This window comes from Streptomyces sp. NPDC045998 (genome assembly GCF_056430285.1).
In genome coordinates this window covers 849,617-870,317 of record NZ_JBWKLJ010000003.1, presented here as the reverse complement: position 1 = coordinate 870,317, position 20,701 = coordinate 849,617, and the positions used below count along the sequence as shown (strand labels likewise).

The 20,701-nt window shown below is 72.2% G+C and carries 22 protein-coding genes; 11 read left to right on the top strand and 11 right to left on the bottom strand.

The window, feature by feature from the left end:
- Positions 1-122, bottom strand: a 122-nt coding sequence (locus tag AC07FJ_RS12970; protein WP_146166841.1) for a biotin carboxylase N-terminal domain-containing protein, incomplete at its 3' end; no start/stop codon positions are given.
- A gap of 346 nt (positions 123-468) precedes the next feature.
- Here AC07FJ_RS12970 and AC07FJ_RS12965 point away from each other — a divergent pair.
- Entirely contained in the window at positions 469-888 is a 420-nt protein-coding gene (locus AC07FJ_RS12965) for a hypothetical protein (RefSeq protein WP_479048266.1), read from the top strand.
- A 28-nt stretch (positions 889-916) separates the two neighbouring features.
- Here the strand turns inward: AC07FJ_RS12965 and AC07FJ_RS12960 are convergent, their stop codons facing one another.
- The 4 genes from AC07FJ_RS12960 to AC07FJ_RS12945 all read right to left on the bottom strand — a co-directional run bounded on the left by AC07FJ_RS12960 (position 917) and on the right by AC07FJ_RS12945 (position 3,665).
- Entirely contained in the window at positions 917-1,528 is a 612-nt protein-coding gene (locus tag AC07FJ_RS12960) for a Maf family protein (RefSeq protein WP_479048264.1), read from the bottom strand.
- Positions 1,529-1,587: 59 nt separating this feature from the next.
- Positions 1,588-1,716: a morphogenic membrane protein MmpB gene (gene mmpB, locus AC07FJ_RS12955; RefSeq protein ID WP_479048355.1), complete on the bottom strand. Its 129-nt coding sequence runs from the start codon at positions 1,714-1,716 to the stop codon at positions 1,588-1,590.
- Between the two features lie 143 nt (positions 1,717-1,859).
- Positions 1,860-2,069 (bottom strand): acyl-CoA carboxylase epsilon subunit, encoded by a 210-nt coding sequence (locus AC07FJ_RS12950; protein WP_479048261.1) that lies wholly within the window; start codon positions 2,067-2,069, stop codon positions 1,860-1,862.
- Between the two features lie 9 nt (positions 2,070-2,078).
- Entirely contained in the window at positions 2,079-3,665 is a 1,587-nt protein-coding gene (locus AC07FJ_RS12945) for an acyl-CoA carboxylase subunit beta (RefSeq protein ID WP_479048258.1), read from the bottom strand.
- A gap of 109 nt (positions 3,666-3,774) precedes the next feature.
- On the opposite strand from AC07FJ_RS12945, the gene AC07FJ_RS12940 reads away from it, so the two are divergent.
- The 5 genes from AC07FJ_RS12940 to hutH all read left to right on the top strand — a co-directional run bounded on the left by AC07FJ_RS12940 (position 3,775) and on the right by hutH (position 9,741).
- Positions 3,775-4,662, top strand: a complete 888-nt coding sequence (locus tag AC07FJ_RS12940) for a biotin--[acetyl-CoA-carboxylase] ligase (protein WP_479048255.1) — start codon at positions 3,775-3,777, stop codon at positions 4,660-4,662.
- A gap of 130 nt (positions 4,663-4,792) precedes the next feature.
- Positions 4,793-6,079: an adenylate/guanylate cyclase domain-containing protein gene (locus tag AC07FJ_RS12935; protein WP_479048253.1), complete on the top strand. Its 1,287-nt coding sequence runs from the start codon at positions 4,793-4,795 to the stop codon at positions 6,077-6,079.
- Positions 6,080-6,114: 35 nt separating this feature from the next.
- Positions 6,115-6,903 carry an enoyl-CoA hydratase/isomerase family protein gene (locus AC07FJ_RS12930; RefSeq protein WP_479048251.1) on the top strand — a complete coding sequence of 263 codons (789 nt, stop codon included), beginning with the start codon at positions 6,115-6,117 and terminating at the stop codon, positions 6,901-6,903.
- 56 nt (positions 6,904-6,959) lie between these two features.
- Positions 6,960-8,135 (top strand): GGDEF domain-containing protein, encoded by a 1,176-nt coding sequence (locus AC07FJ_RS12925; protein WP_468284163.1) that lies wholly within the window; start codon positions 6,960-6,962, stop codon positions 8,133-8,135.
- Positions 8,136-8,199: 64 nt separating this feature from the next.
- Complete coding sequence (gene hutH / locus AC07FJ_RS12920) at positions 8,200-9,741, top strand: histidine ammonia-lyase (RefSeq protein WP_479048353.1); 1,542 nt, start codon at positions 8,200-8,202, stop codon at positions 9,739-9,741.
- Positions 9,742-9,770: 29 nt separating this feature from the next.
- On the opposite strand, the gene AC07FJ_RS12915 is transcribed toward hutH, so the two are convergent.
- Positions 9,771-10,073 (bottom strand): hypothetical protein, encoded by a 303-nt coding sequence (locus AC07FJ_RS12915; RefSeq protein ID WP_479048247.1) that lies wholly within the window; start codon positions 10,071-10,073, stop codon positions 9,771-9,773.
- Positions 10,074-10,179: 106 nt separating this feature from the next.
- On the opposite strand from AC07FJ_RS12915, the gene AC07FJ_RS12910 reads away from it, so the two are divergent.
- Together AC07FJ_RS12910 and AC07FJ_RS12905 are read left to right on the top strand one after the other, a co-directional pair.
- A complete protein-coding gene (locus AC07FJ_RS12910; protein ID WP_361427940.1) occupies positions 10,180-10,548 on the top strand; it encodes a hypothetical protein in 369 nt (122 codons plus the stop codon).
- A gap of 210 nt (positions 10,549-10,758) precedes the next feature.
- On the top strand, positions 10,759-12,024 hold the full coding sequence (locus tag AC07FJ_RS12905) for a L,D-transpeptidase (RefSeq protein WP_479048244.1): 1,266 nt from the start codon (positions 10,759-10,761) through the stop codon (positions 12,022-12,024).
- Positions 12,025-12,097: 73 nt separating this feature from the next.
- Here the strand turns inward: AC07FJ_RS12905 and AC07FJ_RS12900 are convergent, their stop codons facing one another.
- Positions 12,098-12,955 carry a helix-turn-helix domain-containing protein gene (locus tag AC07FJ_RS12900; RefSeq protein ID WP_361427936.1) on the bottom strand — a complete coding sequence of 286 codons (858 nt, stop codon included), beginning with the start codon at positions 12,953-12,955 and terminating at the stop codon, positions 12,098-12,100.
- A 147-nt stretch (positions 12,956-13,102) separates the two neighbouring features.
- On the opposite strand from AC07FJ_RS12900, the gene AC07FJ_RS12895 reads away from it, so the two are divergent.
- Positions 13,103-14,143, top strand: coding sequence for an NAD(P)-dependent alcohol dehydrogenase (locus AC07FJ_RS12895; RefSeq protein ID WP_479048241.1), 1,041 nt, complete (start codon positions 13,103-13,105; stop codon positions 14,141-14,143).
- A gap of 94 nt (positions 14,144-14,237) precedes the next feature.
- Positions 14,238-14,657, top strand: a complete 420-nt coding sequence (locus AC07FJ_RS12890) for a DUF1330 domain-containing protein (RefSeq protein WP_479048238.1) — start codon at positions 14,238-14,240, stop codon at positions 14,655-14,657.
- Here the strand turns inward: AC07FJ_RS12890 and msrA are convergent.
- The 3 genes from msrA to AC07FJ_RS12875 form a co-directional block, all read right to left on the bottom strand.
- The gene (gene msrA / locus AC07FJ_RS12885) at positions 14,576-15,256 is read right to left on the bottom strand and encodes a peptide-methionine (S)-S-oxide reductase MsrA (RefSeq protein ID WP_479048235.1); all 681 of its coding nucleotides are present in this window, start codon (positions 15,254-15,256) and stop codon (positions 14,576-14,578) included. The genes AC07FJ_RS12890 and msrA overlap by 82 nt on opposite strands.
- Before the next feature lie 115 nt (positions 15,257-15,371).
- Positions 15,372-16,475: a hypothetical protein gene (locus AC07FJ_RS12880; protein WP_479048232.1), complete on the bottom strand. Its 1,104-nt coding sequence runs from the start codon at positions 16,473-16,475 to the stop codon at positions 15,372-15,374.
- Complete coding sequence (locus tag AC07FJ_RS12875; RefSeq protein WP_479048230.1) at positions 16,472-18,145, bottom strand: M48 family metallopeptidase; 1,674 nt, start codon at positions 18,143-18,145, stop codon at positions 16,472-16,474. The genes AC07FJ_RS12880 and AC07FJ_RS12875 overlap by 4 nt, the downstream gene beginning before the upstream one ends.
- Positions 18,146-18,287: 142 nt before the next feature.
- Here AC07FJ_RS12875 and AC07FJ_RS12870 point away from each other — a divergent pair, with 142 nt between their 5' ends.
- Entirely contained in the window at positions 18,288-19,508 is a 1,221-nt protein-coding gene (locus AC07FJ_RS12870; RefSeq protein ID WP_479048227.1) for an FG-GAP-like repeat-containing protein, read from the top strand.
- Positions 19,509-19,571: 63 nt separating this feature from the next.
- On the opposite strand, the gene AC07FJ_RS12865 is transcribed toward AC07FJ_RS12870, so the two are convergent.
- Complete coding sequence (locus AC07FJ_RS12865) at positions 19,572-20,675, bottom strand: hypothetical protein (protein ID WP_479048224.1); 1,104 nt, start codon at positions 20,673-20,675, stop codon at positions 19,572-19,574.
- Positions 20,676-20,701 lie beyond the last annotated feature (26 nt).

Sequence of the window (20,701 nt, the reverse complement as noted above, 5' to 3'; positions counted from 1 at the left end):
ACGTGCAGAGCGTCCCGGTCCGGATCGGCGTAGACGGCTACGCTCGCGATCCCGGCATCCCGGCAGGCACGGGCGACACGGACAGCGATTTCGCCACGGTTGGCGATGAGCACCTTGCGCACGATGGCTCCCTCCTTGAAACAAGCTGAGTTTAGGGACTGCCGACACGGCCTTTCGACCCGTCCCCACTAGTGAGCTTGCCCACACGGAGCGTGATCCGAGGCGTATCCAGGGGGTGAAATCCCTTGTCGCACCACGTTACGCAGGGCACCTTCACGGCACAGTAACCCTGGGGTGTGGTCAAGGTCTCTGTCCTGGCGCCCAGCGCGCTGTCCGGTTTCTTTGTGGACTCCCTACGAATGGGCGAATGATTCTTTGCGGTCGTGCCGAGACCCTTGTCCAAAGGTTTACCAGTCAGTAGCGTTCGCGTCGTCATCCGTACTGCTGGTAACAGTCAGGGGGCCCGTGGTGACCCGAAGACCGATAGCCCTGGCGGCCGACGTCGCCCTGCTCGCCGAGGCGGTCGGCGTCCTGCTGGTCCACGTCGCGCTGACCGCGGTCCTCGGCGGCCAGCGGATGTCTCTGGCGGGCCTCGACCCGGACGCCATGATCGCCGGGACCTGGGCCATGGGCGGCGTCCTCGCCGCGTTCCTGGCCCTGTGCGGGGTCCTGCTGCTGGTCCTGGCCGTGCGCGACCGCGCGCCCGGCCGCGCGGTGCGCCTCCTGCTGATCTCCTGCGCGATCACCCACGGCGTGCTCGGCGCCGTGACGGCCGCCCTGGTGGGCTGGGGCGCGTTCGCCTTCATGATGGCGATGCTGGCGCTGGTCGTGGCGTCGCTGGTCCTCTACGGCCCCGGGGCCGCGGAGCCGGAGGCGGCTCCCGCCTGAGCCCCGCCCCGGCACGCGCGTCGCACCGTCAGGAACGCTCCGTCCACAGATCGGTGATCTCGACGCCCAGCTGCCGCAGCAGACGGCGCAGCAGCGGCAGGGACAGCCCGATGACGTTGCCCGGGTCGCCGTCGATGCCGTCGATGAAGGGGGCCGAGCGCCCGTCGAGCGTGAAGGCGCCCGCCACGTGGAGCGGCTCGCCGCTGGCGACGTACGCCGCGATCTCCTCGTCCGTCGGCTCGCCGAAGCGGACCAGCGTCGAGCCGGTCGCGGACGCGTACCGCTTGGCCGCCGTGTCGTAGACGCAGTGGCCCGTCTGGAGGACGCCGACACGGCCGCGCATCGCCTTCCAGCGGGCGGTGGCCTCCTCGGCGTCGGCCGGCTTGCCGAGGGCCTGCTTGTCCAGCTCCAGGACGGAGTCGCAGCCGATGACGAGCGCGCCGCTCACCTCGGGGCGGGCGGCGACGTGAGCCGCCTTGGCCTCGGCGAGGGAGAGGGCGAGCTCGGCCGGCGTCGGGGCGGTGACCTTGTCCTCGTCGACGCCGCTGACGATCACCTCGGGGTCGAGTCCGGCCTGCCGCAGCAGGCCGAGGCGGGCGGGGGACGCGGACGCGAGGACCAGGCGGCGCTGAGCAGTCATGGCCGTCATGGTACGGAACGGATCACCGGACGGCGGATCAGTGCAGGCCGACGACGGGGTCAGTGCAGCCCGACGACGAGCATGCCCAGCACCATCGCCAGCGCCAGTAGGATCCCCGCGCGGCGCAGCATCACCTGCATGTCGCGCATCTCTTGGGGGGGTTCGTTCTCCGGGTCGGACCACAGCATGCCTTCGATCCTGAGGCCGACCGGCCCGGTGGCGCCTGAGTACGCGTACTCAAGCGCCACCCTCCTTAGGGGGTGTCTTGCCGATCTTGCCGGGCTCGCGGCGTCCCTGATCCGGCCTGATCGACAAGACACCCCCTGGGGAACTACGCCGGCCAGTAGGAGCGCGCCCACGAGCGCGGCCCGGGGCGCGGGCGCGCCGTACGGGCGATCCTGGCCGGGTCCGACCAGTCCTCGGGGACGCGTGCCGCGCCGCCGGAGGCCGCCGAGGCCGTCGCGGCGGCGCGCGCCCGGACCACCGCCAGTGCGGCGGCCAGCTCCTCCGGCGTCGGGTTGCCCCGCAGCACCTTGATCATGGGGGCTCCTTACAGGGGGATGTTGCCGTGCTTCTTCGGAGGCAGGTTTTCCCGCTTCGTACGCAGCTGACGCAGCCCGCGCACGATCTGCGCGCGCGTCTCCGACGGCATGACGACGGCGTCGACGTAACCGCGCTCGGCCGCCGTGTACGGGTTGAGCAGGGCGTCCTCGTACTCCTGGATCAGCCGCGCCCGCGTCCCCTCGACGTCCTCCGCTTCGGCGATGGTGCGCCGGTGCAGGATGTTGACCGCGCCCTGCGCGCCCATCACCGCGATCTGCGCCGTCGGCCACGCCAGGTTCAGGTCGGCGCCCAGGTGCTTGGAGCCCATGACGTCGTACGCGCCGCCGAACGCCTTGCGCGTGATGACCGTGATCAGCGGCACGGTCGCCTCGGCGTACGCGTAGATCAGCTTGGCGCCGCGCCGGATGATGCCCTCGTGCTCCTGGCCGACGCCCGGCAGGAAGCCCGGCACGTCGACGAAGGTCAGCACCGGGACGTTGAACGCGTCGCAGGTGCGGACGAACCGCGCGGCCTTCTCGCTCGCGTCGATGTCGAGGCAGCCGGCGAACTGCATCGGCTGGTTGGCGACGATGCCGACCGGATAGCCCTCGACACGCCCGAAGCCGGTGATGATGTTCGGCGCGAACATCGCCTGCGTCTCCAGGAACTCGCCCTCGTCCAGGACGTGCTCGATCACCGTGTGCATGTCGTACGGCTGGTTGGCGCTGTCCGGGATGAGGACGTCGAGCTCCCGGTCCTCGTCCGTCGGCTCCAGGTCCGCCTCCTCCGGGAAGGCGGGCGGCTCGGAGAGGTTGTTCGAAGGGAGGTAGGAGAGCAGCGACTTGACGTACTCGATGGCGTCCTTCTCGTCGCCCGCCATGTGGTGCGCCACGCCCGAGGTGGTGTTGTGGGTCCGGGCGCCGCCCAGCTCCTCGAAACCGACGTCCTCGCCCGTCACCGTCTTGATGACGTCCGGGCCGGTGATGAACATGTGCGAGGTCTGGTCCACCATCACCGTGAAGTCGGTGATCGCGGGGGAGTACACCGCGCCGCCCGCGCAGGGGCCCACGACCAGGCTGATCTGCGGGATGACGCCGGAGGCGTGGGTGTTGCGGCGGAAGATCTCGCCGTACATGCCGAGGGCCATGACGCCCTCCTGGATGCGGGCGCCGCCGGAGTCGTTGATGCCGATGACCGGGCAGCCGGTCTTCAGGGCGAAGTCCATCACCTTGATGATCTTCTGCCCGAACACCTCGCCCAGCGCACCGCCGAACACCGTGAAGTCCTGCGAGAAGACCGCCACCGGCCGGCCGTCGACCGTGCCGTACCCGGTGACGACACCGTCGCCGTACGGGCGGTTCTTCTCCAGGCCGAAGTTGGTGGAACGGTGCCGGGCGAACTCGTCCAACTCCACGAACGAGCCCTCGTCCAGCAGCAGGGCGATCCGCTCGCGGGCCGTCAGCTTGCCCTTCGCGTGCTGCTTCTCCACGGCTCGCTCGGAGCCCGCGTGGGTGGCCTCGTGAATACGGCGCTGGAGATCCGCGAGCTTGCCCGCGGTCGTATGAATGTCGATCTTCTGGGCCGGCTCGGACATCGGGATGCGGCTCCCTGACTGGTCACGGGTTCGTTGGCTACTGATCCGTAGCGTATCGGCGGCGATACCGTTCGGCAGTGCGGTGTTTGCCACACCTACGCTGGCTTGCATGACGTCCTCACATGGTCCCGCAAGCCCCTGGTCGGATCTCGAACGGCCGCCCCTGAACACCACCGCGCTGCGCCGCGCGCTCCTCGTGCCCGGCGGGCTGTGGACCTCGCTCGACGTCGTGGCCGCCACCGGCTCCACCAACTCCGACCTGGCGGCCCGGGCGGCGGACCTGCCCGAGGGCGCCGTGCTCGTCGCCGAGGAACAGACCTCCGGGCGCGGGCGGCTCGACCGTGTCTGGTCCGCGCCCGCGCGCTCGGGCCTCTTCTTCTCCGTGCTGCTCCGGCCGCGGGTGCCCGCCGAGCGGCTGGCCTGGCTGCCGCTGCTGACCGGCGTGGCCGCCGCCACGGGCCTGGCCCGCGCGGCGGGCGTCGACATGTCGCTGAAGTGGCCCAACGACCTGCTGGTGAAGGTGCGGCGGGAGGACGGGGTGAAGGAGGAGCGCAAGGCCGGCGGCATCCTCGCCGAGCGGGCCGGCGGCGCCGCGGGCCCAGCGGACGACGCGATCGTCGTCGGACTCGGCCTCAACGTCACGCTGCGCGCCGACGAGCTGCCCGTCCCGACGGCCGGCTCCCTCGCCCTCGCCGACGCCGTCTCCACCGACCGCGACCCGCTGCTGCGCGCCGTCCTGCGCTCCCTGGAGCTCTGGTACGGGCGGTGGACGGCCGTCGACGGCGACCCGGCGGCCTGCGGGCTCCAGGAGGCGTACGCCGCGGGCTGTGCGACCCTCGGCCGCACGGTCCGCGCGGAGCTGCCCGGCGACCGGACGCTGACCGGCGAGGCGGTCGCGATCGACGGAGGCGGACGGCTCGTCGTGGAGCGGGCGGACGGTGGCGGACGGGAGGCCGTGGGCGCGGGCGACATCGTCCATCTGCGCCCGGCGGACTGAACGCGCTCCCACGACGCCCCCAAGACGCTCCCGCGAGGGGACGTGAGCCACGGCACACCTGCCGTATCGTTGAGGCGATCCAGCGACAGATCGGCAGGGCAGTGCGCAGGGAACGGGCAGGAGGCGGCCGGTGACCGTCGACGACGCGAATTCGCGCAGGTCCGGAGCCGGGTCGGGAGACGGGTCCGGTGGTGGACCCGGAAGCGGGCCTGGAGGCGGGTCCGGAGGTGGACCCGGAAGCGGGCCCGCAGGCGCGTCCGAGCCGGGCTCCGGACCACGGTCCGGGCCGGGGGCCGGCTCCGGCGGAGCCGAGTACCCGACCCCCCACCACGTCGTCGACCACACGGCCGAGCCGACCGACGACCCGCTCGCCATTCGCCTGGAGCAGCTGATCCTCGGCGCCGACCGCCGCTACACCCCCTTCCAGGCGGCCCGCACCGCCGGTGTCTCCATGGACCTGGCGTCCCGCTTCTGGCGGGCCATGGGCTTCGCCGACATCGGCCAGGCCAAGGCGCTGACGGAGGCGGACGTCCTGGCGCTGCGGCGACTGGCCGGTCTGGTCGAGGCGGGGCTGCTGAGCGAGCCCATGGCGGTGCAGGTCGCCCGGTCCACCGGGCAGACCACGGCGCGGCTCGCCGAGTGGCAGATCGACTCCTTCCTGGAGGGCCTCACCGAGCCGCCCGAGCCGGGCATGACGCGCACCGAAGTGACGTATCCGCTGGTCGAGCTGTTGCTGCCGGAGCTCCAGGAGTTCCTGGTGTACGTGTGGCGGCGGCAGCTCGCGGCGGCGACCGGGCGCGTCGTCCAGGCCGCCGACGACGAGGAGATGGTCGACCGGCGCCTGGCGGTCGGCTTCGCGGACCTCGTCGGCTTCACGCGGCTGACGCGGCGGCTGGAGGAGGAGGAGCTCGGCGAGCTGGTCGAGGCCTTCGAGACGACCTGCGCCGACCTGGTGGCGGCGCACGGCGGGCGGCTGATCAAGACGCTCGGCGACGAGGTGCTCTACGCGGCGGACGACGCCGGTACGGCCGCCGAGATCGGGGTGCGGCTCATCGAGACCCTCGCGCACGACGACACCATGCCCGCGCTGCGGGTGGGCATCGCCTTCGGCACGGTGACGACCCGGATGGGCGACGTCTTCGGTACGACGGTGAACCTCGCCAGCCGGCTCACCTCGATAGCGCCCAAGGACGCGGTCCTGGTCGACGGGGCGCTGGCGGAGGAGCTGTCGCGCACGGGCGAGGCGCCCGTGTCGGAGGCGCAGGTCGCCGAGGAGATCGCGCGCGCCGAGAAGGACGGCGAGGCGCCCCCGTCGTACCGCTTCGCGCTCCAGCCGATGTGGCAGCGGCCGGTGCGCGGGCTCGGTGTGATCGAACCCTGGCTGCTGACGCGGCGGGAGCCTAAGATCCCGGGGTAGCGTCGCTAACGCTCGTTAACCGGGAGGGTGTCAGTATGTCCGAGGAGCGCTTCGGGGAGTTCGTCGCGGTACGCCGCCACGAGTACGTGGCGGAACTGGTCCTCGACCGGCCCAAGGCCATGAACGCCGTCTCGTCGGAGATGGCCCGCTCCATCGGCGCGGCGTGCGACGCGCTGGCCGCCGACCCGTCGGTCCGCGTCACCGTGCTGACCTCCTCCAATGAGAAGGCCTTCTGCGTCGGCGCCGACCTCAAGGAGCGCAACTCCTTCACGGACGCCGAGCTGGTGCGCCAGCGCCCGGTCGCGCGGGCCGCGTACACCGGCGTGCTGGAGCTGCCGATGCCCGCCATCGCGGCCGTGCACGGCTTCGCGCTCGGCGGCGGGTACGAGCTGGCGCTCGCCTGCGACCTCATCGTGGCCGACGGGACGGCGGTCATCGGGCTGCCCGAGGTGTCGGTGGGCGTGATCCCCGGCGGCGGCGGTACGCAGCTGCTGCCGCGCCGGGTGGGGGCCGCGCGGGCGGCCCGGCTGATCTACACGGCGGAGCGCCTGACGGCGGACGAGGCCGAGCGGCAGGGGCTGGTGGACCTCGTCGCGGAGGACGCGCGCACGGAAGCGCTGGAGCTGGCCGCGAGGATCGCCGCCCACTCCCCGGTCGGCCTGCGCGCCGCCAAGCGCGCCCTGCGGCTCGGGCAGGGGCTCGACCTGCGGGCGGGCCTGGAGGTCGAGGACGCGGCCTGGCGCTCGGTGGCCTTCTCGGGGGACCGGGCGGAGGGTGTCGCGGCCTTCAACGAGAAGCGCACGCCGCGGTGGCCCGGTGAGTGACGGCCGGCCGCCGGGCCCGGGAGTGAAAAGTTCTGGGGCGTCCCTAAGCTTGAGGAATGGGTGAGGATGTCCGGCTACGGGCCGTAGTGGCGCTGGCGCAGTCGATGGCGGCGGCGCACACCCCGCGCGAATCGTGGCGGGCGGCGGCGCTGGGCGCGCGCGACGCGCTCGGCGGCACGTTCGCCGCGCTGTCGACGTGGGAACGGGACCTGGGCCGGCTGCGCGTCCTGGTGAACGCCGGGGACCGGGTCCAGGGCGAGGAGGAGTTCCCGGACGCGGAGACGTACCCGGTGTACCAGTTCTCCGAGATCACCGAGTTCCTGCACGAGCGCTGGGCCGGCGGCGGGGAGCCGAACGCCTGGGTCGAGACGGCCGAGGGCCCGCACGCGGACGCGCACGGGTACTCCGGACTGGGCTCACCTCCCGTCCACGAGGCGGTACGGGGCAGGGTGGCGGCTCTGCGCAGGCGGGGCCGCGGCTGCTGCGTCGTCGCGCCGATCGTGCTGCACGGGCGCGCGTGGGGCGAGCTGTACGTGGCCCGGCCGGTCGGGGCGCCGGTCTTCGGCCCGGAGGACGCCAAGTTCGCCACCGTACTGGCGTCGGTCGTGGCGGCCGGGATCGCCCAGACCGAGCGGCTGGAGGAGGTCCGCAAGCTGGCCTTCACCGACCCGCTGACGGGGCTGGCCAACCGGCGGGCGGTCGACATGAGGCTCGACGAGGCGGTGGAGCGCTCCCTCGCCGACGGGTCGGTGGTCTCGCTGGTGGTGTGCGACCTCAACGGCCTCAAACGCGTCAACGACACGCACGGCCACGCGGTCGGCGACCGGCTGCTGGAACGGTTCGGCTCGGTGCTGTCGTACTGCGGGGCGATGCTGCCGGGCGCGCTGGCCGCACGCCTGGGCGGCGACGAGTTCTGCCTCGTCTCGGTGGGCCCGGGCGCGGACGAGGTGGTGGCGGCCGCGGACGAGCTGTGCGTACGGGCCGGGGAGCTGGAGCTCGGCGAGGGCGTGGCGTGTGGCGTGGCGTCGACGGGCGACCCGATCGGCGAGGTGCGCTCGGCGCGGCGGCTGTTCCGGCTGGCGGACGCGGCGCAGTACCGCGCGAAGGCGGCGCGCTCCCTGAAGCCGGTGGTGGCCGGGCGTGACGGCGCGGTGATCGAGCTCGCGGACCACCCGCCCGCGGCCGCCCGCGACCGGCGCAGCTTCCGCGACGCGCCGCCCGCGGATCTGTAAGGGGTGCGGGAAAGGTGGGGTAGTGACACGTTGGGATTCAGTCCGTACGCTGCTGAATATGGATATGCACACAGTCGTGGTGGGGACGTCCGGAACCACCGCCCAGGACGTCATCGCCGTGGCCCGCGGCAACGCACGCGTCGAGCTGTCGCCGGAGGCCCTCGACGCACTGGCCAAGGCCCGTGAGATCGTCGACGCCCTCGCCGCCAAGCCCGAGCCCGTCTACGGCGTGTCGACCGGCTTCGGCGCCCTCGCCACCCGGCACATCAGCCCCGAGCTGCGCGCCCAGCTCCAGCGCAACATCGTGCGGTCGCACGCCGCCGGCATGGGCGCGCCCGTCGAGCGCGAGGTCGTCCGCGCGCTGATGTTCCTGCGACTGAAGACCGTCGCCTCCGGCCACACCGGCGTCCGGCCCGAGGTCGCGCAGACCATGGCCGACCTGCTCAACGCCGGGATCACCCCCGTCGTGCACGAGTACGGCTCGCTCGGCTGCTCCGGCGACCTGGCCCCGCTCAGCCACTGCGCGCTCACCCTCATGGGCGAGGGCGACGCCGAGGGCCCCGACGGTGTGGTCCGCCCCGCGGGCGAGCTGCTCGCCGCGCACGGCATCGCGCCCGTCGAACTGCGCGAGAAGGAGGGCCTCGCCCTCCTCAACGGCACCGACGGCATGCTCGGCATGCTGATCATGGCCCTCGACGACCTGGACAAGCTCTACAAGTCCGCCGACATCACCGCCGCGCTCTCGCTGGAGGCGCTGCTCGGCACGGAGAAGGTCCTCGCGCCCGAGCTGCACGCCATCCGCCCGCACCCCGGCCAGGGCGCCGCCGCCGCGAACATGCTCGCCGTCCTGAAGGGCTCCGGCCTCACCGGCCACTTCCAGCAGGACGAGGCCCCGCGCGTCCAGGACGCGTACTCCGTGCGCTGCGCGCCCCAGGTCGCCGGCGCGGGCCGCGACACCATGGCCCACGCCCGGCTCGTCGCCGAGCGCGAGCTCGCCTCGGCCGTCGACAACCCGGTCGTGCTCCCCGACGGGCGTGTCGAGTCCAACGGCAACTTCCACGGCGCCCCGGTCGCGTACGTCTTGGACTTCCTCGCCATCGCCGCCGCCGACCTGGGCTCCATCGCCGAGCGCCGCACGGACCGGCTGCTCGACAAGAACCGCTCGCACGGCCTGCCGCCGTTCCTCGCGGACGACGCCGGCGTCGACTCGGGTCTCATGATCGCGCAGTACACCCAGGCCGCCCTGGTCAGCGAGATGAAGCGGCTGGCCGTCCCGGCCTCCGCCGACTCCATCCCGTCCTCCGCCATGCAGGAGGACCACGTCTCCATGGGCTGGTCCGCCGCCCGCAAGCTGCGCACCGCCGTCGGCAACCTGGGCCGGATCATCGCCGTCGAGCTGTACGCCGCGACCCGCGCCATCGAGCTGCGCGAGGGCCTCACCCCGGCGCCCGCCTCCCGCGCCGCCATCGAGGCGCTGCGCGCGGCCGGCGTCCAGGGCCCCGGGCCGGATCGTTTCCTCGCCCCCGACCTGGAGGCCGCCGACGCGTTCGTACGCGAGGGACGGCTCGTCGAGGCCGTGGAGCGGGTCACCGGCCCGCTCGCCTGAGGGCCGGGGAGGAGGAGGGGCGCGCGCCGTCAGAGGGCGGTGTGCGCCCCTCGGCGTACCGCGAAGGCCACGAGCCCCGCGCCGAGGGTCAGGAACGCCGTGCCGCCGATCAGATACGGGGTGGTGTCCACGCTGCCGGTGTCGGCGAGCGCCAGCTCCTGCTGCCGCTGCTGGTGTTGCGGCGCGGTGGAGGACGCGTTCGTCCGGGTCTCCACCGGTGGCCGGTCCACCGGGTCCTCAGCGGTGGCGTTGGCCGAAGGGACGAACCACAGCGCGCAGAGCAGTGTCCCGGCGGCGGTGGCGGTCAGCAGCGGTCGACGTGCGACGGACACAGATTCAGATCCCCTTGCGGAACCGAGAATTGGTGGGTGCGTCGATGCTAATGAACACAGCGGGTCGCAGGAAAGTCGCGGGGGAGGGCAGCTTACGCTCCGTCATATGAGCCCTTCTGAGACATCACGTTATGTGCGACTTCGGGTGGAACTGACGCTGGAAATCAGGGACACCGAGGAACTCACCGCCGCCGCCCTGGACCGTATCGACGCCGACGAATTCATGCCGGAGGACGAGCTGACGCACGCCCGAGCGGCCGTTCGCGAGGACGAAGCGGAAGCTCTCGCGTACCTCGTCGACCCGGACACGCTCCTCGGCGAGCTGCCCGGGGTCGAGCTCCTCCAGGCGTCCTGGACCAGCGAGCAGGTCGAGTACGACCCCGAGGTGGAGGAGTGGGATCTGGACGAGGACGACGAGGACGACGAAGGCGACGAAGGCGACGAGGAGGGCGCCGACGAGGGGGAACGGGTGTAAGGGGCGCCCGGTCGTCCGCCGGGGGAGTGGCCGGTTTCAGGGGCCCCGGATCACGTCTCCGGGGCCCGCACCTGCATGCTGGGAACCGGAACCGTTCCGCCATGCGTCGATCAGTGGTGTTCCCCACATACTGCGTGGATCCTTCGTGGATTTGGAACCGGACGGGTTGTTATGGGTGTTGTTGGAACAGTTGGCAGGGATTCGGCGACGATGGAGAAGCGTGTGATGACGGACGGCAAGCGGCGCAAGGGCCTGGTGGCCGCGTCCGCCCTGCTCGGTGGCGTGCTGGTGCTCACGGGCTGCAACGACGGCGAGGCCAAGAGCAACGGCACCTCCGGCGGCTCGTCCTCACAGGCGCAGGTCGACGAGGCGGCGGCCAAGGACGCCTCCAAGGCCCGAATAGTGATCTCGCCCAAGAACGGCGCGAACAACGCGGGCATCAACGACGACGCCAAGGTCACCGTGAGCGAGGGCACGCTCACCCAGGTCACCATGACCACGCAGGACGGCAAGAGCGTCAAGGGCGAGATGTCCGCCGACGGCACGAGCTGGAAGCCCAGCGAGCAGCTGGAGCGGGCCACCACGTACAAGATCGCCGCCTCGGCGAAGGACGCCGAGGGCCGCGAGGCCCACGAGAACTCCTCCTTCACCACCGTCTCGCCGGACAACAGCTTCATCGGCAACTTCACGCCCGAGGACGGGTCCACCGTCGGCGCCGGCATGCCGGTCTCGATCACCTTCAACAAGCCGATCACGGACAAGAAGGCCGTCCAGTCCGGCATCACCGTGTCGTCGAGCAGCGGCCAGCAGGTCGTCGGCCACTGGTTCAACTCCCAGCGCATCGACTTCCGGCCCGAGCAGTACTGGACCGCCGGCTCCACGGTCACGCTGAAGCTGAACCTCGACGGGGTCGAGGGCGCCGACGGCGTCTACGGCGTCCAGCAGAAGACGGTCACCTTCAAGATCGGCCGCAGCCAGGTCTCGACCGTGGACGTCGCCACGAAGACCATGACGGTCGTCCGCGACGGCAAGACGATCAAGACCATCCCGATCTCGGCCGGCTCCCCGGAGAACCCGACGTACAACGGGCAGATGGTGATCTCCGAGAAGTTCAAGGAGACCCGGATGAACGGCGCGACGGTCGGCTTCACGGACGACGACGGCAAGGGCGAGTACGACATCAAGGACGTGCCGCACGCCATGCGGCTGTCCACGTCCGGCACCTTCATCCACGGCAACTACTGGGGTGCCGACTCCGTCTTCGGCAGCGTCAACACCAGCCACGGCTGCGTGGGCCTCAACGACGTCAAGGGCGCCGGCGACCCGGGCCAGCCCGCCGCCTGGTTCTTCGACAACTCCCTCGTCGGTGACGTGGTGATCGTCAAGAACTCCAAGGACAAGACGATCGCTCCGGACAACGGCCTCAACGGCTGGAACATGGGCTGGGCGGAGTGGAAGGCCGGCTCGGCCGTCTGACCCACCCGTACGGCGAAAGGCGGCGGCCCCCTCGTGGGGGCCGCCGCCTTCGTCGTCAGCGGCACGCGTGGGTTCAGCGCGTCGGCGCGACCTCGTCCACGCCCCAGTTCGCCAGCAGCCGCAGCGCGTCCGCCGACGGCGAGCCCGGCTCCGCCGTGTACGTCACCAGGCTCAGGTCCTGGTCGGCCGGGAGCCGCAGCGTCTCGTACGACAGCGTCAGCTCACCCACCAGCGGATGGTGCAGCCGCTTCACCCCGTGGCCCTTCTCCTGCACCGTGTGCGCGGCCCACAGCGCCCGGAACTCCTCGCTCTTCACCGACAACTCGCCCACCAGCGCCGACAGCTTCGGATCGTCGGGGTAGCAGCCCGCGCACAGCCGCAGGACGCTGACCACCTCGGTGGCCTTCGACTCCCAGTCGACGTACAGGTCGTGCGCGTTCGGGTCGAGGAACACCAGCCGCGCCATGTTCCGCTCCTCGTCCGGCAGCGCGGCGAAGTCGCCCAGGAGCGCGCGGGCCATCCGGTTCCAGCCGAGGACGTCGAGCCGCCGCCCCAGCAGGAACGCGGGCACGCCGTCCATCGCGTCGAGCAGGTACCGCACCTCCGGCCGCACCCGCTGGGGACGGGAGGCGGTCGTGCGCTTCTTCTTCGTCGTGGGGCCCGCCAGCCGCGTCAGATGCGCGTGCTCGGCGTCCGACAGCCGCAGCGCGCGGGCGATGGCGTCCAGCACCTCCGGGGAGACGTTGGCGCCCTTCCCCTGCTCGATCGAGGTGTAGTACGCGACGGAGACCCCGGCCAGCTGGGCCAGCTCCTCCCGGCGCAGTCCCGGCACCCGGCGCGCCCTGCCGAAGTCCGGCAGACCGACGTCCTGCGGCTTGAGCCGGGCCCGTCGGGAGCGGAGGAACTCACTCAGTTCGGTGCGCTGGTCCATGACACCCCAGTATTCCCGTTCCCGCGCGGTCGAGCCTGATCCCGCCAGTAGTAGGACCAGCGGACGTACGGAAGCCAGGGGGCTGGGCCGATCGATTCCGGCCAGGCAAGATCATTCACGAACACCCCACCAGGAGGAGAGACCGGCATGAACACTGTTGCCGCTTACGCAGCCCCCGCAGCCAACGCCCCGCTGGAGCGCACCACGGTGCCCCGCCGGCCGGTCGGTGAGCACGACGTACTGATCGAGATCAAGTACGCGGGCATCTGCCACTCCGACATCCACCAGGCCCGCGACGGCTGGGGCGAGGGCATCTTCCCGATGGTGCCCGGCCACGAGATAGCCGGTGTCGTCACCGAGACCGGTCCGGGCGTGACCAGGTTCGCGGTGGGCGACCGGGTCGGGGTCGGCTGCTTCGTGGACTCCTGCCGGACCTGCTCGTTCTGCCGGCAGGGCCTGGAGCAGTACTGCACCGAGGGCATGACCCCCACGTACAACGGCCGGGGCAAGGACGGCGAGCCGACCTACGGCGGCTACTCCACCCACATCGTCGTCGACGAGAACTACACCGTCCGCATTCCCGACAGCCTCCCGCTGGACGCCGCCGCGCCGCTGCTGTGCGCGGGCATCACCCTCTACTCGCCGCTCGTCCACTGGAAGGCCGGCCCCGGCAAGAAGGTGGCGATCGTCGGTCTCGGCGGCCTCGGCCACATGGGCGTGAAGATCGCGCACGCGCTGGGTGCCGAGGTGACCGTGCTCAGCCAGACGCTGCGCAAGCAGACGGACGGCTTCACGCTCGGCGCCGACCACTTCCACGCCACCAGCGACCCGGAGACCTTCGAGAAGCTGGCCGGCACCTTCGACCTGATCGTCTCCACGGTCGCGGTGCCGCTGGACTTCTCCGCCTACCTGGGCCTGCTCAAGACGGACGGCACCCTGGTGAACGTCGGCGCGCCCGAGGAGCCGGTGTCGCTCAACCTCTTCTCGCTGATCAACGCCCGCCGCACGCTGGCCGGTTCGATGATCGGCGGCATCGCCGAGACCCAGGAGATGCTGGACTTCTGCGCGGAGCACGGGCTCGGCTCGGAGATCGAGCTCATCCGCGCGGACCAGGTCAACGAGGCGTACGAGCGCGTCCTGAAGAGCGACGTGCGCTACCGGTTCGTGATCGACGCCTCGACGATCTGAGGACGGAACCGGGCGGTGGCATGACCTCCGGGGTAATCGACCCCGGGCGGTCGCGCGGAGACCATGGGGTCATCCCGATCACGAGGAGGACCCCATGACCGCGTACGCCATCGCCACCCTGAAGCCGCCGGCCGTGCTCCACGACGAGGTCCTGGACTACATGGAGCGCATCCAGTCCACCCTCGACCCCTTCGAGGGCCGCTTCCTGGTGCACGGCGCGCCCACCATGGAGGTGCGCGAGGGCAGCTGGGACACCGCGCTGGTGATCGTCGGCTTCCCCTCGCTGGACCACGCCCGCCGCTGGTACGACTCCGACGCGTACCAGGAGCTCGTGCCGCTGCGCACCCGCCACATGGAGGGCGACATCATCCTGATCGACGGCGTCGCCCCCGGGTACGACCCGGCCGCGACGGCGGCGGCGATACGCGAGGCTCAGTCGTCCGCGCCGGCCCCTGCCCCCGCCCCGGCCACGCCCACCGGGCAGGAGACGCCCGTGCCGCCGATGCCGCAGTAGCCGTTCGGGTTCTTGTCGAGGTACTGCTGGTGGTACGGCTCCGCCGGGTAGAAGGGGCGGCCGTCCGCCGGCAGGATCTCCGTGGTGACGGCGCCGTAACCGGAGTCCTTCAGCACCCGCTGGTAGGCCTCCCGGGACGCGTCGGCGGCCGCCGCCTGGGCGGGGGAGTGGGTGTAGAGCGCCGAGCGGTACTGCGTGCCCACGTCGTTGCCCTGGCGGAAGCCCTGGGTGGGGTCGTGGGACTCCCAGAAGAGCTTCAGCAGCGCGCTGTACGGGACGACGGACGGGTCGAAGACGACACGCACGACCTCCGTGTGGCCCGTCAGGCCCGAGCAGACCTCTTCGTACGACGGGTTCGGCGTGTAACCGCCCTGGTAGCCGACGAGGGTGGTCCACACGCCCTCCGTCTGCCAGAACTTCCGCTCGGCGCCCCAGAAGCAGCCCAGCCCGAAGTCCGCGACCTCCAGACCGGCCGGGTAGGGGCCGAGGAGGGGCGTGGAGAGGACCGTGTGGCGGTCGGGGACGGTGAACTCCTGCTCCGGGCGGCCCGGCAGGGCCTGGTCCGGGGTCGGCAGGACGGGCGTGCGGCCGAAGAACATGGTTCGGTCTCCTTGCGGGGCGGACGCGGCGGACGCCGGTGGACGCCGTGTGGACGCGGTGACGGCACCGGAACAACGTTCCGGTGCCGTCGGGAATTCCTCGCTCCGCCCCGCGTCAGGCGGTGGCCGCCGCGGCGGCCACGCTCTCGTCGCGCAGCCTGCAGTACGCCGCCGCCGGGTCGTTCCGGTAGCGCCACGGCAAGGCGTCGACGTAGCCGTCGACCAGCCGGAACTGCTCCACGGCGGCCTCGTCCCGGTCCTGGAGCGAGAGGTAGTACGCCAGCAGGTGGCGGACCTCCGCCAGGCGCGGGTGGCCGGGGTCGGCGGCGGCCGCGTCGGCGAGGGCGGCGTCGACCAGGGCGTGCATCTCGGGCGTGCGGTCGCCCTCGGTCGTGTCCGACTCGTCGTGCTCGAAGTGCGCGATGAGCGGGAACGCCGTCATCAGGCTGCCCAGCGGCGCCCCCGCGGCCGCGCGGGCCGCGAAGTCCCGCGCCAGCTCCTCCGAGCCCCGCCACTTGCCGCACCAGTACTGGAGCGCCGAGAAGTGGGCCTCGTAGTGGTGCGGGGCCCGCTCGGTGATCTCCTGCCACAGCCGGTCCATCTCGGCGTGCGGATAGCCGAGCCCGAGCGCGGTCCAGATCTCCCCGACGTACGGCGCCGGGTCACCCTCGGGCGCGAGGGCCGCCGCGCGGGCGTGCTCCTCGCGGGACCGGGCGAGGATCCGGTGGAAGCCCTCGAACTGCTCGTGCGTGGTGTTCCGCGCCCGCTGGGCGCCGCGGATGCGCCAGGCCAGGAACACCGTGGAGCGGGCCCGTACCAGCGCCGCGCCCGGGTCGTCCGGGTGCGCGGCCTCCCACGCCAGCAGCCAGGCGTCGTCCTCGGCCGCCACATCGGCGAACTCCTCGCAGTACCGGGTGCGCCACTCCCAGTCCCGTGCGGCCGCCGTCGCGTCGAAGAGGGCGGCGGCCGGCTTGAAGTCGCCGCCCTTCGCGGCGGCGAGGGCCGCCGCCAGCGGGGCGGGGCGCGGGGCGGCCAGCTCGGTGTTCTGCCGCTCGGGCGGCAGGAAGCCCAGCGCGGCGGCCTCGTCCGCCCGCTGCTCCTCGGAACCGACGTAGCGCCAGCCCTCGCGGGCGCCCTGCACGATGGCCTTGAGGAAGTACCCGCCGACCGCCAGCACGGCGAGCGCGATCACGCCCAGGATGATCCAGATGATGGTCACCGCGCGGCCCCGTCCGTGAGCCCGTCCGTGAAGCCGTCCGTGAAGCCGCCCGGGTGTCCGCCCGTGTGACCGTACGAGAGCAGCGCGCGCAGCGGCGCGGTGTCGGGGACGTCCGCGGTCGCCGCGTCGACGGCCGCCTCCAGGTCGAGCTCGGTCCCGTCCGGGCCCGGCGGCAGGTGGACGATCGCGGACCGGGACCACGAGAACTCCCAGCGCAGCTGGGAGCGGGCGCTCAGCTCCGCCATCACCATGCCGTTGATCGCCTTGCACAGCACGGGCCGGACGAACTCCCGGAAGACGCGTCCGGTCGCCGACGCCGCCTCCTCCGACAGCGGCAGCCGCTGCGCCAGCTGCCACAGCTGACCGTCGTCGATCACCTTCAGCAGCGCGGGCAGCGTCGGCGGTTCGCCGGTGTACGCGCCCAGCGCCCGGTGCAGCGGCGACTCGACCGAGGCGAGACGTGCGCTCATGGCCGCGTCGAGCAGCTCCTCCCAGCTGCCGGTGCGGCGGAACGCGCGCGCCTGCTCCGACAGGACCACGTCCTCCAGCACGGCCAGCGTGCGGGCCGGGTCGGCGAGCAGACCCGTCGCGGCGCCCTTGCCCTCGTCGATGCGGCCGTCCTGCGGGAGCGCCTCGATGGCGCGGACGCGGTCGGCGATGGCCGGGTGGGAGTCGTACGGGGAGACCGGCTCGGTGGGCAGTTCGGCGCGCAGCCCGGCCAGTTCCAGCTCGCGGGCGGTCAGCAGGCGGTCGAAGCCGCCGAAGACCTCGCCGCGCGGCGGCAGCAGCCGCGCCGAGGTGCCCAGCGTCGCGTAGCAGTCCTTGTAGAAGCTGAACGCGGCGTCCAGCGACGGCAGCTCGCGCAGCGCGGAGGCGGTCGCGTCGCGGCCGGCGATCCGGGCGGCCGCGGCGTCGGCGGCGTACTCCTGCCGGCGCGAGTCGTTCATGGTGGCGCGGAAGTACAGGTGCGCGTAGGCGGTGTAGATCCAGGCCATCGTGCGGTACGTGATGCCGGCGCCGCCCGTGTCGATCTCGCGCGTCTTGCGGCCCTTGGCCTCGGCCTTGGTGTTGCGCTTCTCCTGGCGGGCCCGCTCGCGGCCGGCCGTCTTGGCGGCGCGCTCCTCGAAGTGGGCGATGGTGCGGAAGAGCTGGGTGCGTCCGCGCGCGGTGATGGCGCCCAGCCGGGTGTCGTGGTTGACGTAGTGACCCAGCTCGTGGGCGAGGACGGCGCGCAGCTGGGCTTCGCTGAGGCCCTGCATCAGCGGGACGCCGAGGTAGAGGTGGCGCGGCCCGGGCAGCAGGCCGAGGAGCCGGGCGTTCTCGGTGACGGCGGCGTTGACGTCGCCGGTGAGCAGGATGCGGGTGGGCGGCCGCGTGCCGACCTGGTCGGCGAGCTCGCGGACGGTGCGCCACAGCTCCGGTTCGTCGGCCTCGGTGACGGCCAGGCCGCCCTGGCCGTCGTCCTTCGGCGTGCGCAGCATGAACATGCCGCGTACGACGGGGATGGCGAGCAGCACGGACACCACGTACAGCTTCGTGGCGAGGCCCGAGGGGGCGTGCAGGTACAGCAGGTAGTCGATGCCGGCGAGGACGGCCAGCAGCAGGACGCCGAGCAGAAAGAAGCCGGCGAGCAGAACGAGTGCGCGCAGCGCGCGCAGGGATGCGCCCATCGGGCAGAGCTCCCCCACTGAAAATGGACATGACGAAGAGGCGTGGGGGGAAGCGGAGTATCACCCACCCGGGTCGGTGCGGGCAAGCGAGATCCGTAGGGCTACTGTGACCCGCGTTCGCAGTAACTGGGGGGTAACACACATGCGCACTCTGCGTCTTTCTCTGCGCGCGGCGGCCACCGCCGCGCTCACCACGTTCACCGCGCTCGGCCTGCTGGCGACGGCCGTCCCGAACGCGCACGCCGCGTCCGGGTACGACCGCTGTCCGCAGGGCCGGTTGTGCCTGTTCGACAACGCCGACGGTACGGGCACGATGACCACGTACACCGGCAGCATGGCCACGCTCGGCACCTTCGACAACAAGGCGTCCGGGATGCGCAACCGCACCGGGCTGTACGCCTGCGTCTACAGCCAGCCGCGGTACGAGTACTCCGACTCCGTCCGCCACGTGGTGCTCTACGCGAGCGACGCCGACGTGGCCCAGGACTTCACGCACATGAAGGACGAGAACAGCTACCTGTCCGACAACGTCAGCTCCTTCCGCCTCGCCCGCACCCAGCACGAGTGCGGCAGCGGCAAGGAGTACATGGAGTGGGCGGCGCCGACGGGCCCCGGTGGCGCGGCGAAGCCCGTCGGCGACTTCGACAGGGACGGCTCCACCGACCTCGTCTTCCGCTCGGTCGCCGGCAACCTGTGGTTGCTGCGCGGCTACACGGCCACGCGCATCGGCACCGGCTGGCAGTCCATGACCGCACTGCTGCGCCACGGCGACCGCAACGGCGACGGCGCGGAGGACATCGTCGCCCGCGACGCCTCCGGCGCGCTGTGGATGTACCCGGGCAACGGCACCGGCGGGCTCAGGCCCCGTGTCCAGATCGGCACCGGCTGGCAGTCCCTCAAGCACCTCACCGCCGTGGGCGACTTCAACGGTGACGGCAGCAAGGGCGACCTGATCTCCACGGACTCCACCGGCGCGCTCTGGCTCCACCCGGGCAAGGCGGCCGGCACCGTGGCCGCGCGCCAGAAGATCGGCTCCAGCGGCTGGCAGTCCATGACCGCGCTCGTCGGCGCCGGTGACATGGACGGCGACCGCAAGAGCGACCTCGTCGCCCGGGACGCGTCCGGCAACCTCTGGCTCTACCCGGGCCGCGGCACCGGCACCCTGGGCCCGCGCAAGCTGATCGGCACGGGCTGGAAGAAGTTCAGCCGCGTCTTCTCCGTCGGAGATGTCCAGGGGGACGGCACCAACGACCTGTACGCCCTGGAGGGTCCGCTCCTGTACCTGTACGCCAACAACGGCACGGCCCGGCTGCGCCAGGACGGCGTCGACTACGACTGGGACGAGCGCGAGACGGCGTTCTGACGCCTGCGAGGGAAGCGGGGGTGGCCCGGCCGGGCCACCCCCTCCTTTTCTCCGGCGGAAGGCTCAGTGCGGCAGCGTCGCCGGGCTGCCGCCGTTCGCCTCGTACCCCGCCACCGCCAGCGCCCGGAAGATCGCGTACTGCGCCGCCGGGTCCTCGCTGAGCGTCCACGGCAGCGCCCCGACGTGGCCGTCCACGTGCACCAGCTGGTGCATCGCCTCCGACCAGCGCTCGGCGCTGACCAGGAAGTGGATCAGCAAATGGCGCACGTGCGCCAGCATCGGGTCGTCCGGGCGGGCCGAGTGCACGGCGTACAGCGCGCCCTCCATGGCCTTGGAGACCACCTCGGTGCCGTAGAAGTCCCGCACCAGCGCCACCTCGGGCAGGTGCTCGAAGACCGCGAACAGCGGCAGCGCGGCCAGCAGCGAGCCGCGCGGGGCGCGGGCCGCCGCGGCGGTGGCGAACTGGTCCGCGTCCCGGCGCGAGCCGTGCCACTTCTCGCACCAGTAGTGCAGCGCCGCCAGGTGCGCCCCCATGTGGTGCGGCGCCCGGTCGATGATCTTGGCCCACACCTGGTCGAACTGCTCGTGGCCGTACCCGAGGCCGCGCGCGACGGCCAGCTCGATGATGTACGGCACGGGGTCGCCGGGCGCCAGCAGCGCCGCCTCGGCGCACACCGTGCGCGCCTCCTCGAGGATGATCCGGAAGTCGTCCGTGCCCGCCGCCGACGACCGCCACGCCTGCTGCACCAGGAACTCCGCGTGCACCGCCGCGCCGCCCGGGTCCTTCGGCTTCTCGGCCCGCCACACCCGCAGCCACGCGCCGCCGGTGCCCGGCTGCCGCTGGAGCTCCAGCGCCGCCGCCCCCGCGAACGCCTGCACGCGCTGCCAGCGCACCTCGCCGTCCTTGTCGGTGCCGGCCAGCAGCTGCGAGGCGGCCCGCCAGTCCTGCGTCCGCTGCACCACGTCCAGCACGTCGACCAGGTCCTGGTCGGGTCCCGGCATGCGGACGTCCAGCTCCTCCTGGCGCACGAAGCCGTACGCGCTCGGGTCGGCCGCGTCCGGCGCGCCGGGGTCGACCAGCCGGATGCCGCCGCGGCGGCGCGACAGGAACGACGCGACGACCACGCCGATCAGACCGACGGCCAACAGGAACCAGAGAATCTCCATGCGCCCATTGTCCCGGACCTCACTGG

Bases quoted from the DNA above. Each gene is read 5' to 3' on its own strand.
- hutH (WP_479048353.1), top strand. From the start codon at position 8,200: ATGCACACAGTCGTGGTGGGGACGTCCGGAACCACCGCCCAGGACGTC.
- AC07FJ_RS12865 (WP_479048224.1), bottom strand. From the start codon at position 20,675: ATGGAGATTCTCTGGTTCCTGTTGGCCGTCGGTCTGATCGGCGTGGTC.
- AC07FJ_RS12930 (WP_479048251.1), top strand. From the start codon at position 6,115: ATGTCCGAGGAGCGCTTCGGGGAGTTCGTCGCGGTACGCCGCCACGAG.
- AC07FJ_RS12890 (WP_479048238.1), top strand. From the start codon at position 14,238: ATGACCGCGTACGCCATCGCCACCCTGAAGCCGCCGGCCGTGCTCCAC.
- AC07FJ_RS12905 (WP_479048244.1), top strand. From the start codon at position 10,759: ATGGAGAAGCGTGTGATGACGGACGGCAAGCGGCGCAAGGGCCTGGTG.
- msrA (WP_479048235.1), bottom strand. From the start codon at position 15,256: ATGTTCTTCGGCCGCACGCCCGTCCTGCCGACCCCGGACCAGGCCCTG.
- AC07FJ_RS12960 (WP_479048264.1), bottom strand. From the start codon at position 1,528: ATGACTGCTCAGCGCCGCCTGGTCCTCGCGTCCGCGTCCCCCGCCCGC.
- AC07FJ_RS12910 (WP_361427940.1), top strand. From the start codon at position 10,180: ATGAGCCCTTCTGAGACATCACGTTATGTGCGACTTCGGGTGGAACTG.
- AC07FJ_RS12870 (WP_479048227.1), top strand. From the start codon at position 18,288: ATGCGCACTCTGCGTCTTTCTCTGCGCGCGGCGGCCACCGCCGCGCTC.
- AC07FJ_RS12950 (WP_479048261.1), bottom strand. From the start codon at position 2,069: ATGATCAAGGTGCTGCGGGGCAACCCGACGCCGGAGGAGCTGGCCGCC.
- AC07FJ_RS12925 (WP_468284163.1), top strand. From the start codon at position 6,960: ATGGGTGAGGATGTCCGGCTACGGGCCGTAGTGGCGCTGGCGCAGTCG.
- mmpB (WP_479048355.1), bottom strand. From the start codon at position 1,716: ATGCTGTGGTCCGACCCGGAGAACGAACCCCCCCAAGAGATGCGCGAC.
- AC07FJ_RS12895 (WP_479048241.1), top strand. From the start codon at position 13,103: ATGAACACTGTTGCCGCTTACGCAGCCCCCGCAGCCAACGCCCCGCTG.
- AC07FJ_RS12940 (WP_479048255.1), top strand. From the start codon at position 3,775: ATGACGTCCTCACATGGTCCCGCAAGCCCCTGGTCGGATCTCGAACGG.
- AC07FJ_RS12900 (WP_361427936.1), bottom strand. From the start codon at position 12,955: ATGGACCAGCGCACCGAACTGAGTGAGTTCCTCCGCTCCCGACGGGCC.
- AC07FJ_RS12945 (WP_479048258.1), bottom strand. From the start codon at position 3,665: ATGTCCGAGCCGGCCCAGAAGATCGACATTCATACGACCGCGGGCAAG.
- AC07FJ_RS12875 (WP_479048230.1), bottom strand. From the start codon at position 18,145: ATGGGCGCATCCCTGCGCGCGCTGCGCGCACTCGTTCTGCTCGCCGGC.